The sequence below is a fragment of the Pseudomonas sp. MAFF 730105 genome (genome assembly GCF_055380705.1).
The window spans coordinates 3,940,262-3,956,988 of the sequence record NZ_AP018438.1 but is presented as its reverse complement, the minus strand read 5'-3'; the positions used below and the strand labels follow the sequence as shown (position 1 = coordinate 3,956,988).

Here is a 16,727-nt window from a genome sequence, read left to right as displayed (position 1 = left end):
CATGACGCGACCACTGTTGGAACTCGAAGGGATCACCCGTAGCTTTCAAGCGGGCGAAAAGGCGTTCATCGCGCTCAAGGACATCAACCTGACGATCAATGCCGGGGAAATCGTGGCGATCACGGGGGCGTCCGGCTCCGGCAAATCCACCCTGATGAATGTGCTCGGCTGCCTCGATCATCCGAGTTCCGGCAGCTATAAAGTGAATGGGCGCGAAACTGGCTCGATGGACGATCATGAGCTGGCGGAGCTGCGTCGCGATCACTTCGGTTTCATCTTCCAGCGTTATCACTTGCTGCCCCACCTGAGTGCCTTGCACAACGTCGAGATGCCGGCCATCTATGCCGGTGCCGCCGAGTCGCAACGGCACAACCGTGCCGGGGAGTTGCTGGGGCGCCTGGGGTTGACCGGGCACCTGGCCAATCGACCCAGCCAGCTTTCCGGCGGGCAGCAACAGCGGGTGAGTATCGCCCGGGCCTTGATGAACGGCGGCGAAATCATTCTCGCCGACGAACCCACCGGGGCACTGGATACCGCCAGTGGCAAGGAAGTGATGAAGATCCTGCTGGAACTCAACGCGGCGGGGCACACGGTGATCATCGTGACCCACGATGAGAAAGTGGCGGCCTACGCCCAACGCATCATCGAGATCCGCGACGGCGAGATCGTCAGCGATCGGGCCAATCCGCAGCGGTCCATGGAAGACCAGCCGACACAAGGCACCCCACCGGCCAAGGTCAAGCCGTCGAACCGGCTGCTCGCCAGCTTCGGGCTGTTCAGCGAAGCGTTCAACATGGCATGGGTGGCGCTGATCTCGCACCGGATGCGGACGTTGTTGACGATGCTGGGCATCATCATCGGTATCACGTCGGTGGTGTCGATCGTGGCCATCGGCGAAGGGGTCAAGCAATATGTCCTCAAGGATATCGAGGCGATCGGCAGCAATACCATCGAGATCATGCCCGGGGCCGACTGGGGCGACAGCCGCTCGACGGCCATCGAAACCCTGGTGCTCTCCGACGTCACGGCGCTGGCCGACCTGTACTACATCGACAGCGCCACCCCCAACCTTGGGCGCAACCTGTTGTTGCGGTACCAGAACATCGATGTCAATGCGACCGTCAACGGTGTGAGCGAGAGTTACTTCCAGGTCCGCGGGATCAAGATCGGCTCGGGCGTAGCGTTCAACAAGGACGACTCCCGGCGGCAGTCGCAAGTGGTGGTGATCGACCATAATACCAGCCAGCGACTGTTCGGCTCGCACACGGACCCGCTGGGCAAGGTGATCCTCGTCGACAACCTGCCTTGCACTGTCATCGGCGTGACCGAGGACCGCAAGAGCGTCTTCAACACCAGCAAGAACCTGAACATCTGGATGCCCTATGAAACAGCGGCGGGGCGCTTGCTGGGCCAGCGTTTCCTGGACAGCGTCACGGTCCGGATCAAGGACGGGCAGCCGAGCAAGCTGGTGGAAGACAACGTGGTCAAGCTGCTGACGCAGCGCCATGGCACCAAGGACTTCTTCACCTACAACCTTGACAGCGTGATGCAGACGGTGCAGAAGACCAGCCAGTCGCTGGCCCTGCTGCTTTCGCTCATCGCGGTCATCTCATTGGTGGTGGGGGGGATCGGCGTGATGAACATCATGCTGGTGTCGGTGACTGAGCGAACCCGTGAAATCGGCATCCGCATGGCGGTGGGGGCGCGTCAGTCCGATATACGCCAGCAGTTCCTGGTGGAAGCGGTGATGGTCTGCCTGCTCGGAGGGACGATTGGCATCGGCTTGTCGTTCAGCATCGGCTACGTCTTTTCGATCTTCGTCAAGGAATGGCAGATGGTGTTTTCGATGGGATCGATCATCACCGCGGTCGTTTGCTCGACACTCATCGGCATCGTGTTCGGCTTCGTACCTGCACGCAATGCGGCGCGGCTGGATCCGATCAATGCCCTGGCGCGTGATTGAGGTAGCGAGTTCAACCTAGATCAACTGTGGGATTGGTGCTTGTTGCGGATATCACGTTCGGCACAGGTCAAGTGTGGGAGCGGGCTTGCTCGCGAAAGCGGTGGGTCAGCTTGCACTGATGTTGAATGTGCCGCCGCCATCGCGAGCAGGCTCGCTCCCACAGTGTGATGGGTGTTGTTGCAGATATCACGGTTGGCACAGATCAAGTGTGGGAGCGAGCCTGCTCTCGAAAGCGGTGGGTCAGCTTGCACTGATGTTGGATATGCCGCCGCCATCGCGAGCAGGCTCGCTCCCACAGTGTGATGGGTGTTGTTGCAGATATCGCGGTTGGCGCAGATCAAGTGTGGGAGCGAGCCTGCTCGCGATAGCGGTGGGTCAGCTTGCACTGATGTTGGATATGCTGCCGCCTTCGCGAGCAGGCTCGCTCCCACAGTGTGATGGGTGTTGTTGCAGATATCGCGGTTGGCACAGGTCAAGTGTGGGAGCGGGCTTGCTCGCGAAAGCGGTGGGTCAGCTTGCACTGATGTTGGATATGCCGCTGCCTTCGCGAGCAAGCCCGCTCCCACAAAGGGAGCGGATGTCAGCGGACTAGCGATTTGCCGAAAAGGCTTGTCTTTCAGACCGTGTCACGCGCCACTTGGGGGCGTGTTTCGACGACCTTTCCGACTGACTGTTCAAACCGGTCCAGGACCATGTCGACTTCACCCTCGGTGATGGTCAGGGGCGGCAGGAATCTGAGGACCGCGCCGTGGCGTCCTCCGGTTTCCATCATCAAGCCATTGTCGAAGCACTTGAGCTTGATGGCGTGTGCCAGGGCGCCATCCGCCTGGCCGGCGCGTTGGGTGGTGGTCGGTTGGGTGATTTCCACGCCGATCATCAAGCCGCGACCGCGGATGTCGCCGATGAAGGGAAACCGCCGCGCGATCTCCTGGAGACCGTTCTCCAGCCGCTTGCCCATCCGGGCGGCATTCGCGACGAGGTTGTCTTTCCTGATCTGGCGCATGGTCGCAGCCCCGGCGACCATCGCCACCTGATTGCCACGAAACGTCCCTGCATGCATTCCCGGGCCCCAGGTGTCCAGGTGTTCGGCATAGACCACGACAGCCAGGGGATAGCCGCCACCGATGGCTTTTGACAGCACCAGGATGTCCGGCACGATACCCGCGTGCTCGATGGCAAAGGTGCTGCCGGTACGGCCCAGGCCGGTCTGGACTTCGTCGACGATCAACAGGATGTCCTGCTCCAGGGTGATTTCCCGCAGCGCCCGCAGCCAGTTGGCCGAGGCCGGGATACAGCCGCCTTCGCCTTGCACCACCTCGACGATCACCGCCGCCGGTTTGGCAACGCCTCCCTCAGGGTCCGACAGCACGGTGCGGATATAGTCGATGGACAACTGATCGGTGTGTGCGCCATCGGTACCGAAGGGGCAGCGGAATCGATAGGGGAACGGCAGGAAGTGCGTGCCCTGGGCGATAAGGCCGTCACCGGTTTTTGGCGACAGCTTGCCCATCGCCGACAGGGCCCCTGCGGTCATTCCGTGATACCCGCCGTGAAAAGCCATCAACGGCGAGCGCCGGGTGTAATGGCGTGCCAGCTTGATGGCGGCCTCGACCGCATCCGAGCCGCTGGGCCCGCAGAACAGGATCTTGCTGGTCTCGCACATGTTCGCCGGCAGCATCGAGAACAGCTCCTGCACGAACGCATGCTTGGCCGGTGTCGCCAGGTCGAGGGCCTGCTGCAGATGATCGCTGGCGAGAAACGCCATCACGGCGTCGCGGACTTCCGGCGGGTTGTGCCCCAAGGCCAGGGTTCCGGCGTTCGACAGGCAATCGAGAAATTCCTGGCCGCTGGCGTCCTTGATCCGCATCCCCTTGCCGCTGACAAATAGCCGCTGGAAAGTCTGCGCATAGGTTCGCGCATTCGACTCGATATTTTCGAGGTAACTGAGTGCTTCCATGTTCGATCATCCGTTGGCTATGGAAAGGGAGGGGCGCAGGACATCCGCAGGTTCTGCGCAAGACCCTGTGGGAGCGAGCCTGCTCGCGATAGCGGTAGGGCAGTCGCATCGAGGGTGCATGTACCGCCGCTATCGCGAGCAGGCTCGCTCCCACAGGGGGTGGTATTCGCAAGTCCGGGCCATTTCAGCAGGCCTCTGAATTTATCGCGAGCTTTCTGGCCGGCACCTGTCCCCGTTTCCCACGCCAGACACAAAACCGGCCCCAGGGTTAAATAACCGAATCAAATCTGCCGCGTCCCCGAACGGTTCGTTCACTTTTGCCAGGCCTCCAAAAAACCTATGCATGCCTTCAAGCCCCGGGAAAACCTACTGCTGGCGACTCTGTGTGCGGCGCTGCTGAGTGGCTGCGTATTGGGCCCGGATTATCGGGTGCCGGCCGTCCCGGTTGCGACCCAGTGGCAGGCCCCCTTGCCCCATGGTGCGTCCGTGGCCGCCTTGGCTGACTGGTGGCAGCAGTTCGACGACCCGGCATTGGCCGAGCTGCTGCGCCTGGCCGAAGCCGACAGCCCGTCGATGGATCAGGCATGGGCCAATATCGCGCTGGCACGGGCGACCGCAGACAGCGATGCGGCCGATGCCATGCCCAGGGTCGATGGCCGGTTATCCAAAGGTCGTGGCGGCCAACAGACGGGGACCCAGCGCCTGGGTGGTTCAGGTGCTTCCGCCGAGCTGGACGCGGCATGGGAGATCGACCTGTTCGGCAAGCTGCGGCGCAATAACGAAGCGGCCCGTTCGCGGGTCGAGGCGCGGGTGGATGACTGGCATGACGCTCGGGTCTCACTGGCGGCACAGGTGGGCGACTACTACGTGCAATACCGTGGCTGCCAGAAACTGGTGCTGGCCTACAGGGATCAGGCTCAGTCGCAACAGGACACGGCGCGCATCACCCGTCAGTCGTTCAGTGCCGGCTTCACGTCGTCCGCCGATGCCGCCCTGGCCGATGCCAGTGCCGCCAGCAGCGCGGCGGCTTTGGTCCAGCAGCAAAGCGAATGCGAGGTGTTGCTCAAGAGCCTGGTGGCGCTGACCGGGGGCGATGAAGAGCGGCTGATCGGCGTGCTCGGCAAGACCCCGGCGCAACTGCCAGAACCCGCCGGACTCAACGTGCTGCAGATTCCTGCCGACATGCTGCGCCAGCGCCCGGATGTAGCCTCCAGCGAACGAGAGCTGGCGGCGGCAAATGCCGAGATCGGCGTGGCCCAGGCCGACCGGCTGCCGAGCCTGAGCCTGTCCGGCACCTTTTCGGTCGGCAACACGGTGGGGCAGCACAACCGTTCCTGGTCGCTGGGCCCGGTGTTGTCGGTCCCACTGCTAGACGGTGGCAAACGTCGCGCGGCGGTGGACGGTGCCAGGGCTTCTTACGACGCGGCCCTCGCGGTTTATCGCCAGACGCTGCGCACCAGTGTCATGGAAGTCGAACAGGCGCTGGTACGCCTCGATGCGGCGCGGCGACGGGAGTCCGATGTCGAGCGTTCCACCGCCGGCTTTCGTGAGTCGTTCGAGGCCATCGACCGCAATTGGCAGGCTGGCAGCGTCAGTCTGCTCGACCGCGAAACCGCGCGCCGCCAGGCGCTGACCGCGGAAATCGAATTGATCACCTTGCAACAGGATCAGGTTCGCTACTGGATCGCCCTGTACAAAGCTCTGGGCGGCGGATGGCAAGCCAGTCAGCCCCTGGCTCGGCACCCGACATCGAATGGAGAAGGCGTGTGAGGCCGACGTTGCGAAAAATCCTGCTGACCATCGTCGTGCTCGCGGTCGTGGCGATCCTGCTGACGTTTCGCCGTGGCGCCGAGCCGGTCGCGGCCGCCCCCAGCATCAGCAGCCTGAGCGTGGAGGTGGTCCAGGTCCGCCCCCAGCTCTGGCCGCAACTGCTGTTCGCCAACGGTGCACTGGCACCCTGGCAGGAGGCCGTCATCAATGCCGAGACCAGTGGTCTGCGTATCGCCAGCCTCGATGCCGATGTAGGCAGCCGGGTAAAGAAGGGTCAATTGCTGGCGACGCTGGCCTCTGACACGGTGCTTGCCGAGGAAAGCAAGCAGAAGGCATTGGTCGCCCAGGCAGTGGCGAACCTGGAACAGGCCCGGTCCAATGACCGACGTGCCCGGGTCGTCGGCCAGGGCGGCGCCTTGTCGGAGCAGCAGCGCGAAGACTATCGCATCAAGGTAGCGTTGGCCGAGGCTGATCTGGCCGGAGCCCGGGCGGAATTGCAGAGCACCCGGATCAGGCTCCGGCAGACCCGCATCGTGGCAGTGGACGACGGCATCATCTCCGCGCGCACCGCGCTGCTCGGCAAAGTGTTGTCCGCCGGCGACGAGCTGTTTCGCCTGGTACGCGACGGTCGCATCGAATGGCAGGCCGAGCTGGACGCCCGCCAGTTGGCCCAGGTCCAGGCCGGTCAGGTTGCCCGACTGACGCTGCCTGGCGGGCAGAGCCTGGAAGGGCAGGTACGGTTGGTGTCGCCTACCTTGAGCACCAAGACCAGCCGCGCTCTGGTGTACATCTCCCTGCCCACCGGCAGCCCCGCCCAGGCCGGCATGTACGCCAGCGGTCAGATCGAACTGGCACCCCGCGAAGCCCTCACGGTGCCGGACACGGCGGTGATCCTGCGTGATGGCCGCTCTTATGTGTTCACCCTCAACGACGACATGCATGTGGTCCAGCGACCGGTGGTGGTGGGCAGGCGAATGCACGAGGCGGTGGAGATACTCAGTGGCCTGGATGATCAGGCAGCCCGTATCGTGCGCGCCGGTGGCGCCTTCCTCAATGACGGCGCGAGTGTGACCCTCGTGCAATCCCAGGTCGCTCAGCCATGAATATCTCAGCCTTGTCGATCCGTTATCCGGTCCCGGCGGTGATGCTGTTCATTCTGCTTACGCTCTTCGGTCTGTTGGGCTTTGGCAAGCTAGCCATCCAGGACTTTCCGGACATGGACCTGCCGGTGGTGGTGATCAGCGCCTCGTTGGAGGGGGCGGCCCCCGAACAGCTGGAAACCGAGGTGGCGCGCAAGATCGAGGACAAGCTCACGTCCTTGCGCCTGCTCAAGCATGTGACGACCGTGATCACCGACGGGGCCGTCAGCATCAGCGTCAGTTTCGACATCGACAAGGACGGCAACGAGGCGCTCAACGAAGTGCGCAACGCGGTCGACAGCGCCATGCCGCAGTTGCCGGCCAGCCTGGATACGCCTTCGGTGTCGCGGCTGACCACCAGTGCGTCGCCGCTGCTGACCTATGTCATCGCCTCCGACGCCCTGGATGAGGAAGCGCTGTCGTGGTTTGTCGATAATGAGCTGAGCAAACAGCTGCTGTCGGTGCCGGGCGTGGCCTTGATTTCACGTATCGGCGGGGTTGATCGGGAGGTCCAGGTCAATCTCGATCCAGCCTTGATGGCCGGGTTGGGCATTCGTGTCGCGGACGTCGCCGCGCAGCTGAGGGCGATGCAAAAGGACAATTCCGGTGGCCAGGGTAATCTGGGCAGCGGCCAGCAGGCCGTGCGCACCCTGGGGGCCATCGATGATCCGGCTGTCCTCGGCACCATCGATATTCCCAGCGGCGATGGGCGTCTGCTGGCATTGAACCAACTGGCGGACATTCACGACACCCACGCCGAGCGCAGCAGCCGGGCTTTTCGCGATGACAAGCCGGTGATCGGTTTTCAGATCACCCGGTCACTGGGGTTCTCCGATATCGGTGTGGCCAACGACGTGCGCAAGCGCATGACCGAGTTTGTGCAGCAGCATCCCAATGTGCGCATCGATGAGGCCAGCGATACGGTCAAGGCCGTGCTCGCCAACTACCACGACTCGATGAACCTGTTGTACGAAGGCATGCTGCTGGCGGTGCTGGTGGTCTGGTGGTTCCTGCGGGACTGGCGCGCCACGCTGATCGTCGCCACCGCGTTGCCGTTGTCGATCATCCCCACCTTTGGCGTGATGTACTTGGCCGGGTTCACGCTCAATGCCGTCTCCCTGCTGGCCCTGGCGCTGGTCATCGGCGTGTTGGTGGACGATGCCATCGTCGAAATCGAGAACATTGCCCGGCACCTGCGCATGGGCAAGACCCCGCTTCAGGCGGCCACCGAAGCTGCGGACGAGATCGGCCTGGCGGTGCTCGCCACGACCGCCACCCTGGTCGCGGTGTTTCTGCCCACAGCCTTCATGGGCGGGGTGGCTGGCAAACTGTTTCGCCAGTTCGGCGTGACCGCCTCGGTGGCGCTGTTGTTTTCGCTGCTGGTGGCCCGGGTCCTGACCCCGATGATGGCGGCCTATTTCCTCAAGGCCAAGACCGATACCGAGCACGACGGCCCGTTGATGACCCGCTACCTGGGCTGGATCCATGCCAGTCTGTCCCGCCGCAAAACCACGATGGTCCTGGCCAGCCTGTTTTTTATCGGAGCCCTCGCACTGGTGCCGTTGTTGCCCACCAGTTTCCTGCCGGCCCAGGACGTCGGTCGCAGCCGGATAACCCTGGAATTGCCTCCCGGTACGACGCTGGAGCAAACCACCGGGATGGCGTTGCAGGCCAGCGAAAGGCTGAGCGAGATGCCCCAGGTCAAGCATGTGTTCATCTCGGTGGGGACGGCCAGCAATTCGGGGGCCGGGCCGGCAGATATAACCGGCGCCGGCGATGCCATCCTGACGGTGGATCTGGTGGACCGGAACCAGCGCGATCTCAAGCAGGTGCAAGTCGAAGCGCAGATGCGCGAGGTGCTGCGTACATTGCCCGGAGTACGGATCAATGTCGGGGGCGACGGGAGCGGCGAGAAACTCAATATCGTCCTGGCCAGCGACGACGGAGACCTGTTGGAGCGAACGGCAAGTGCGCTGGAACCGCAACTGCGCGAGCTGCACGGGATCGGCAACGTCACCTCCAGCAGCGCCCTGCAACGCCCGGAAATCCAGATGCGCCCGGACTTCGCCCGCGCGGCGGAGCTGGGGATCACCAGCCAGGAGATCGCCGATACCTTGCGCATGGCGACCTACGGCGAATATTCCTCGCAACTGGGGAAAATCAATTTGTCGCAGCGCCAGGTCGATGTGCGGGTACGGATGGATTCGCTGCTGCGCGACGATTTGCAGAGTATCAACCAGCTACGGGTGACCGGCCGTGACGGCCAAGTCGCCCTGTCCTCGCTGGGAGAGATCAGCATGGGCAGTGGGCCGGCGCAGATCAGTCGGCTCGATCGCTTGCGCAATATCACCCTGTCCATCGAACTCAACGGGCGCAACCTGGGTGAAGTCATGGCCGAGGCCAGCCAACTACCGGCGATGCGCAATCTTCCACCCGAGGTAAAAAGGGTGGAGCAGGGCGAGTTGCAACTGATGACTGAGTTGTTCGGGAGCTTCAGCCTGGCCATGGCCATCGGTGTGTTCTGTATCTACTCGGTCCTGGTGTTGCTGTTCCACGATTTCCTGCAGCCGGCCACGATTCTATCGGCGCTGCCGCTCTCCTTGGGCGGCGCTCTGGTGGCGTTGTTGGTATGCAATTTCAGCTTTTCCCTGCCATCGGTCATCGGTTTGCTGATGCTGATGGGGATCGTGACCAAGAACTCCATTCTGTTGGTGGAGTACGCGATCATGGCTCGCCGCGATTATGGCCTGGGTCGATATGACGCGTTGGTGGATGCCTGCCACAAGCGTGCCCGCCCCATCCTGATGACCACCATCGCAATGGGCGCAGGCATGCTGCCCACCGCGCTGGGCATGGGTGAAGACCCCAGCTTCAGGCAGCCGATGGCTGTGGTGGTCATGGGCGGCTTGCTGACTTCGACGCTGTTGAGTCTGTTGGTGGTGCCGGTGATTTTCACTTATGTCGACGATGTGTTGGAGTGGTTGAAACACCGCACGCGCAGGTCAACGGGCAAGACAGTGGAAGGCGGGAATGCGAGGGTGTAAATCATCCCCCAACACCCGCTCGATTGCAGTGACCGAGCAAAGGTTGGGGGGACGTTTTATACAGCTTGGCGAATAGCGGGGGCACCATTCCACTCGATGCCCGATGGCGTGGCATCCATCGAGTGCATCCAGCGGATGAGCGAGCGGCGTCCACCAATGCCCATTTTTATGGCAGCACGTTTCAGATAACTTTCGACGGTGTTGACTTTCAGGTTGAGTTGTTCCGCCAGTTCCGGGGCAGTGCGACCGGCCAGTAAACCTACACACACTTCGGTTTCACGGGAGGACAAGCTCAATCCGGACAAAGCCAGTCGGTCGGCGAATCTCTGGCGTAGTGCTTCCATCCCGCCGTTTTCCGGACCTTCCAATGGGAGGCAAGCATCCTGTCGGTTGACCTCAGCTGGCACCAGGGCGGCAACATGCTCTTCGACCATGGGCAACAGAAGGGAGGAAAAATCTTTCAGCAGCGCATGTTCCTGTGCAGTAAAGCCGCTGGAAAAAGGTGAGCGGTAGACGGAAAGAACGTAGCGGATGCCGTTTTTTCGGGTGGTCAGGTGCAGTTGGGTGGTGGTGTTGTGACGGGGAAGGCTGTCCGATTGTTCACGATTGAGCAGACAGCGAGAAAAATTGGGGACTTTGTGAGGAGTCGAATCCTCGAAGAAAATATCATCGGCCAGGAAAAAAGGCTTTGCGGTATGAGCATCTATGACAGCGTCGATGCAGGCGCTGTCCATACCAACGCCGCCTATGCTGGAAGTGCTGGGTTCAGAAATATGGCTCGATCCTATCCTTTGCTCGGTAATATGCGTTGCATCGACAGGTATTTCGGTAAGTATCAGATCGTGCAACAAACGAGGAAAGTTGCGGCTTCCAGTACTGGCAATCACTTTGCCAACATGCGGGAATAGTCGTTGTAGGTTCATCCTTTCTCCAATTTCATGCCAGAGTCTTGGTGTTATAGATGCAGCTCAGTATGCATGTGTTTTTTTGCTGGAATGTTTCGGTCGGTGAATGTTTGGTCGATATCAAAGGGTTTATGGGAGGTGTCTGACGAACGGCTGGCCATAAGGAATTGTTCGTGGACGGTGATTGTCTGGATGGCATTCTTTCTGAGCACTTCTGTATAAGTGCCAGGCGTGCATGGCAGGGTGCCGTAGATGATGGTTTCTCCCTTTGAGCCCAACGCAGTGTTGTGCCTGGCAACGGTCCATCCGGAGCGTTTCAGGATTTTTTCCATCATGGTGTCAACGACAATTTCATAGGTGTCTATATTTTGCAGTTGTGCAAACTTTATCATTGACAGGAAAAGTGCCACCGTGCGAACGTCTATGTTGGCCTGGGTGACTTCTCCTGCTGAGGCTTTATCTGCCGAAAGTGCAAATCGGGTGGCTTCCCAACAGTGATTTGAGTGCGGCCTGATGTTGCCTTCGGGGAGAATGAAACTTAGAGCGCCACTCATGAGAGTCGGTTTGTTGGATGGGCGTAAACGTACACAGCCGGTGACACGTTCATGGGTGTGAGTATAAATATAGAATGCGTCAGGATCGTCATATTCATCCCATTCGTAATCGGTGCCCTGATAACTTTCAATGTCCCACTTCTTTCTGTCGATGAAGGCGGTTTTACGAATGGCAAGTATCTGCTGTAGCGTCTGGGGTGGGATTTTTGAGTAGGAAGCGATGCGGGTAGATACGCCGGAAAGATGATGAATACAGGAGGAGTAGTTCATGGATGACGTTTCTTGGTTGTGGGTGAAGCTACTGTTAACTTTGCACTAAATCATTTCAACTGTCCTAAAGTACAGTGTGTGATTTTGTAGAGTGTATAGTCTAATTAGTTGCTGGATAAATGCGATGAATAGTGTTCGGAAAGAGGATGGGAGAGGGTGGTTTAGTATCGTCTAGAGTCCAAAAAAGTACCGGATTGAAATAAGCGCTAGATGTCGTTGAGAGGCAGCAAGGCGGCGGATTCAGGCAGGGAGTGAGTGTCTGTTTTTTTGACGGTAGCCTAAAAGGTCGATAACACACTGATAGCTCTTGGGTCGAAAAATTGACGCCAGGATCAAGATAAGTAACCAGCTTGTAATAGAGGTGTGGGAGCGTTCTTAAATAGCAGGTCGCAGCCCCTGCTGGATGTTTAAACGACTGTATGAGTAGTAGGTGGAAAGTACAATCGAGTGCTGGCGTGACTTTAGTGTAACTGCTCTAAGTACGGGGAAATTGGTCTGATGTCATACAACTAAAAAGTTGATGTTGTGCGTAGAAGACCTTTCCAAACCTGAAAAAGACGAGCCATCGCGGCTCCTGGCATGGATGACCTTATGTCTTATATCGCGTTTTCACTGATGACTGTCTTGCTGGTTCCAGGACCGACAAATTCATTGCTGCTGCAAACCGGGATAAAGAGAGGGTTGAACGCCCGCTCCATGAGGTTTGTCGTGGCCGAATGGCTGGCTTATGTCATTCAGATGACGATATGGGGGGTGTCCATCGATCTTTTGATGACTGATCATTCCTGGGTGGTCATTGCGACCAAATGCTTTGCAGTGTGCTTTTTGTTTTATATTTCCCTGAAACTGTGGTTTTCGGTAAAGGATCATCTACCTGGCAACTCGGTGGGTATCAATGTGCCTGACCTGTTTGTGGCGACGTTGACCAATCCGAAAGGGCTGTTCTTCGTTTCCTTTGTTGCACCGACTGGAACGTTTCTGTCGCTGAACAACTACCTGCCATTCATGATGCTGTTCACGGCTATTATCTTTCCGGTCGGACTGGTCTGGATCGCGATCGGCGCCTTCTGTGGACGTAAGCTCCACACCATTGTTTCCGGCCGGCTTTTGAGTCGGGCTATTTCGTTGGTGATTGGTTTGTTCGCATGCGGGATGCTTTTCAACATCGCATCACAGGTTTTGTTCGCCTGAGTGTGTGTTCGGTAATGTCGGGCATGGCGTCGGGTCTCGACAAGACCGTCGCCGGCATCGTAGGGGCTATGAGGAAGGGGAGTTAAACGAAGTTAAGTTGCACCGCTTTGATCATTGCTTGTTTGACATTGGTGCAATCCATTTTCTCGGTCATCTGTTTTGCATGAAACTTCACTGTTCGCTCGGTGATGTTCATGATCAAGCCTATCTCCTTGTAGTTTTTCCCCAGTGCGAGCCAGCGCAGGAATTCAATTTCCCTGGGGGATAGTTTCAAGTTGCTTTCACTGGCGATTTCCATGGGCCGATATTGATTGGCGATGACGCTGAGAGTTTTGATGATGAACAGGTTCGAGCGGACGATGGTGGGGAAGTCGGGATCATTCTCTTCTGAAGACAGGTGAAGGGAGCCGAATGCTCGACCGGGTTCATGGATGGGAACGGTGTAACCCTGTTTGATGCCGTAGGAGGCTGACTGGTCGAATATCTCGGGGTTGTTGTCTATTTCCGCCGGTATTTCATTCCAGAAAAAAGGTATAGCGGTGATGGCCGTGTTAGCCATGACCGGATCTGATTTGTAGAGTGAGTTCTTGCGGTAGGTGTCCACCCATTCGGATGGGTAGTTGCTATAGATGGAAACCTTGGAGTTGTTGGACGGTGTGGGCTCCAGATGGACGTAGGCGAACTTATCGATCCCCAGCTTGGAAAATATCCATCCCAGTATCTCGGTGTACTCCTCTTCGCTCACGCCCGAGATGTTGTTCTCCACCTCTTGGATTAAATTGAACAGATGACTTGAAATGGGCTTGAGCATGATGAGCGAGCTCGAAAGTTTGAATGTAGGACTTTGACGTAGCCAGGCTCTATACCTTTAGAGTCGCCAAATGGGAGTGAAAGTTTTCAGAGCCGGCTCAACAACGACACGAACAGGTCGGGGCTTTGCTCAGTGCTACGAAGGCGCTCGGGGCGAGAGGCATCTCCCTGTTCATCAGGGGGATTATCAAGGGGTGGTCATGCTGTTCCAGCACCCCATGATGTTGCTGCTTTGATCGATGAATCGATGTCATTGTGCCTCCTGGCAAGTACGGCCTCACACCATGGGCAGCGAGACCGCTAGTTAAACTATATGTACTGAAACGATTAACTGGGAGGTAGTATAGACAGCTTTTCCGATACAGCCAGTGACATTGAAAAAGCTTTAATTTTCAGGCTGCAATGCCCTTTTCAGGAACCCTGCCGTTCGACTCTGGGCACAGTCGACCACCTGGCCTGGCGTTCCGCAAACCACCATTTTCCCACCCTGGGAACCCGCTCCCGGGCCAATATCGATGACCCAGTCGCTTTGCGCCACCACCCGCATGTCATGCTCCACCACGACCACCGTATGACCGTCATCCACCAGGCGATTCAACTGCACGAGCAGGCGATCCACATCCTGGGGGTGCAGTCCGTTGGTCGGTTCATCCAGTACGTACAACGTAGCCCCTCGGGCTTTGCGCTGCAGTTCCGTTGCCAACTTGATGCGTTGCGCCTCGCCGCCGGACAGTTCCGTGGCCGGTTGGCCCAGGCGCAGGTAGCCTAATCCGATATCCTGCAGGACCTGCAACGCGCGTTTTGGCGCCGCTTGCCCGGCAAATACCTCGAGCGCCTGGTTGACGGTCAATTGCAATACCTGTGCGATGTTCAATCCCTGCCAGTTCACGGTCAGCGTCTGCGGGTTGTAGCGCGCACCTTGGCAGGTCGGGCAGGGTGCATACACGCTGGGCATGAACAGCAACTCGACACTGACAAAGCCTTCACCTTCGCAGGTTTCGCAACGGCCCTTGGCGACGTTGAAAGAAAACCTTCCGGCATCGAATCCCAGTTCACGGGCCTGCTCCGTCGCGGCAAACAACTTGCGCACGTGGTCGAACAAGCCGGTGTAGGTGGCGAGGTTGGAGCGCGGCGTGCGGCCAATGGGTTTCTGGTCCACCCGGACCAGACGCTTGATGGCGTCGAGTCCGGCGGTGACACGTCCGCCGCTGGCTTGTTCGGGTTCGTCTTCCAGGCTTGCCTCATCCGGTTCGGCGTCGTGGCTGGCCAGGCCCAGGTGGGTACCTACCAGGTCCAGCAGGGCTTGGCTGACCAGACTGGATTTACCAGAGCCGGAAATGCCGGTCACGGCGGTGAAGCAACCGAGGGGAAACGCTGCGCTCAGGTTATCGAGATTGTTGCGGGTGATGCCCTCCAGGCGCAACCAGTCGTCCGGCGCTCGAGGACTGCGCGAGACATGAGTCTTTTCGGCAAAGAGATAAGCGCGGGTTCGCGACTCGGGTACTTGGGCAAGCCCACCAGGCGGGCCGCTGTAGAGAATCTTGCCACCCTGTTCACCTGCATCCGGGCCCACGTCGACCAGCCAGTCGGCGCGGCGCATGGTGTCCAGGTCGTGTTCGACCACGAACACCGAATTGCCAGCGGCCTTGAGACGTTGCAGGGCGTCGAACAGCGCTTCGCTGTCGGCAGGGTGCAGGCCGGCGGAAGGCTCGTCCAGCACATAGATCACCCCGAACAGCTGGGAGTTGAGCTGGGTTGCCAGGCGCAGGCGTTGCAGCTCGCCGGAAGACAGCGTCGGGGTGCTGCGCTCCAGGGCCAGGTAGCCCAGGCCGAGGTCGATCAGGGTGACGATCCGCTCCAGCAATTCGGCGGCAATGCGTTGCGCGGCCAAGCGTTTTTCCAGGGACAGATTGGGCGTATGGCGCGCGTCCGGCCCGCCTGCGTGGGGGCTTTCGCCCCTGGCAGCCCGTTGCTCGCGAGCCTCTCGGGTTTGCCGGTGCGTGAGGACGTCGGTCGATTCTTCGGGTTGCTCCAGATAATCCGCAGCCGTTACACCCTTGAGCACATCGGCCAGTTCCAACAGGGAGAGGTGCGACAGCTCGGCAATGTCCAGGCCGGCGAACGTGACGGTCAGTGCCTGGCGCTTGAGGCGTTTGCCGGCGCATTCGGGGCAGGCACTGGCGCGCATGTATTGCGCCACGCGTTTGCGCATCTGGGCACTTTGCGAGTGCATGAAGGTATGCAGCAGGTAGCGCCGGGCGCCACTGAAAGTGCCCTGGTAACTGGGTTCGAGTTTGCGTTTGAGGGCGGCGCGGGTCTGGGCCGGCGTAAGCCCTGCGTATACCGGGACAGTGGGTGTCTCTTCGGTGAAGAGGATCCAGTCGCGCTGCTTTTTCGGCAGGTCGCGCCATGGGATATCGACGTCGTAGCCCAGGGTCACCAGGATATCCCGCAGGTTCTGCCCCTGCCAGGCCATCGGCCAGGCTGCGACTGCGCGCTCGCGGATGGTCAACGAAGGGTCCGGTACCATGGACTCCTCGGTCACTTCGTAGACTAGCCCCAGGCCATGGCATTGCGGGCATGCGCCCTGTGGCGTATTGGGCGAGAAGTCCTCGGCATAGAGCATCGGCTGGTCGGCCGGATAGCTGCCCGCCCGGGAGTACAGCATGCGAATCAGGCTCGACAAGGTGGTGACGCTGCCCACCGAGGATCGCGCACTGGGCGTACCGCGTTGCTGCTGCAAAGCCACCGCCGGCGGCAGCCCCTCGATGCTGCCCACGTCCGGCACGCCCACCTGGTCGATCAGACGCCGCGCATACGGCGCGACGGATTCGAAGTAGCGACGCTGGGCCTCCGCGTAGAGCGTCGAGAAGGCCAGCGACGACTTGCCCGAGCCCGACACGCCGGTAAACACCACCAGGGCATCGCGCGGGATATCGACATCAATGTTCTTGAGGTTGTGTTCGCGCGCGCCACGCACCCGGACGAAACCGCTGTACTCGAGTGGTGGGGCAGAGCTATCCAGGCTGGCGCGTGGGGGCATCGGGTGTTCCTTGTGGTTCAGTGCGACCTTAACCCGTCAAGGTGGCGCGGCGAAACTGCATCGCTCGACGAGTGCAAAATG

The 16,727-nt window shown here is 59.8% G+C and carries 10 protein-coding genes; 5 read left to right on the top strand and 5 right to left on the bottom strand.

All coding sequences use genetic code 11. The features are described from left to right. Position 1 precedes the first annotated feature (1 nt). Positions 2-1,963: a MacB family efflux pump subunit gene (locus tag PCOSP_RS17195; protein ID WP_464709126.1), complete on the top strand. Its 1,962-nt coding sequence runs from the start codon at positions 2-4 to the stop codon at positions 1,961-1,963. Between the two features lie 616 nt (positions 1,964-2,579). Here PCOSP_RS17195 and PCOSP_RS17190 read toward each other — a convergent pair. Further along, positions 2,580-3,920: a diaminobutyrate--2-oxoglutarate transaminase family protein gene (locus tag PCOSP_RS17190; RefSeq protein WP_464709125.1), complete on the bottom strand. Its 1,341-nt coding sequence runs from the start codon at positions 3,918-3,920 to the stop codon at positions 2,580-2,582. 339 nt (positions 3,921-4,259) lie between these two features. Here PCOSP_RS17190 and PCOSP_RS17185 point away from each other — a divergent pair, with 339 nt between their 5' ends. Genes PCOSP_RS17185 through PCOSP_RS17175 form a run of 3 tightly spaced genes read left to right on the top strand, consistent with a single transcriptional unit; the run spans position 4,260 to position 9,873 of the window. Further along, a complete protein-coding gene (locus PCOSP_RS17185; RefSeq protein ID WP_464709124.1) occupies positions 4,260-5,690 on the top strand; it encodes an efflux transporter outer membrane subunit in 1,431 nt (476 codons plus the stop codon). 8 nt (positions 5,691-5,698) lie between these two features. After that, a complete protein-coding gene (locus PCOSP_RS17180; protein WP_434007080.1) occupies positions 5,699-6,793 on the top strand; it encodes an efflux RND transporter periplasmic adaptor subunit in 1,095 nt (364 codons plus the stop codon). Beyond that, the gene (locus PCOSP_RS17175; RefSeq protein WP_464709123.1) at positions 6,790-9,873 is read left to right on the top strand and encodes an efflux RND transporter permease subunit; all 3,084 of its coding nucleotides are present in this window, start codon (positions 6,790-6,792) and stop codon (positions 9,871-9,873) included. Before PCOSP_RS17180 ends, PCOSP_RS17175 begins: the two co-directional genes overlap by 4 nt. 56 nt (positions 9,874-9,929) lie before the next feature. On the opposite strand, the gene PCOSP_RS17170 is transcribed toward PCOSP_RS17175, so the two are convergent. After that, positions 9,930-10,796, bottom strand: a complete 867-nt coding sequence (locus PCOSP_RS17170) for a helix-turn-helix domain-containing protein (protein ID WP_139643615.1) — start codon at positions 10,794-10,796, stop codon at positions 9,930-9,932. Between the two features lie 32 nt (positions 10,797-10,828). After that, entirely contained in the window at positions 10,829-11,602 is a 774-nt protein-coding gene (locus tag PCOSP_RS17165; protein ID WP_139643611.1) for an acyl-homoserine-lactone synthase, read from the bottom strand. A 591-nt stretch (positions 11,603-12,193) separates the two neighbouring features. Here PCOSP_RS17165 and PCOSP_RS17160 point away from each other — a divergent pair. Continuing rightward, the gene (locus tag PCOSP_RS17160; protein ID WP_139643608.1) at positions 12,194-12,793 is read left to right on the top strand and encodes a LysE family translocator; all 600 of its coding nucleotides are present in this window, start codon (positions 12,194-12,196) and stop codon (positions 12,791-12,793) included. A gap of 82 nt (positions 12,794-12,875) precedes the next feature. Here the strand turns inward: PCOSP_RS17160 and PCOSP_RS17155 are convergent, their stop codons facing one another. Both PCOSP_RS17155 and PCOSP_RS17150 read right to left on the bottom strand, forming a co-directional pair. Beyond that, positions 12,876-13,604 carry a LuxR family transcriptional regulator gene (locus PCOSP_RS17155; RefSeq protein ID WP_139643606.1) on the bottom strand — a complete coding sequence of 243 codons (729 nt, stop codon included), beginning with the start codon at positions 13,602-13,604 and terminating at the stop codon, positions 12,876-12,878. A 384-nt stretch (positions 13,605-13,988) separates the two neighbouring features. Next, complete coding sequence (locus PCOSP_RS17150) at positions 13,989-16,646, bottom strand: excinuclease ABC subunit UvrA (RefSeq protein WP_464709122.1); 2,658 nt, start codon at positions 16,644-16,646, stop codon at positions 13,989-13,991. Between the last annotated feature and the right edge of the window lie 81 nt (positions 16,647-16,727).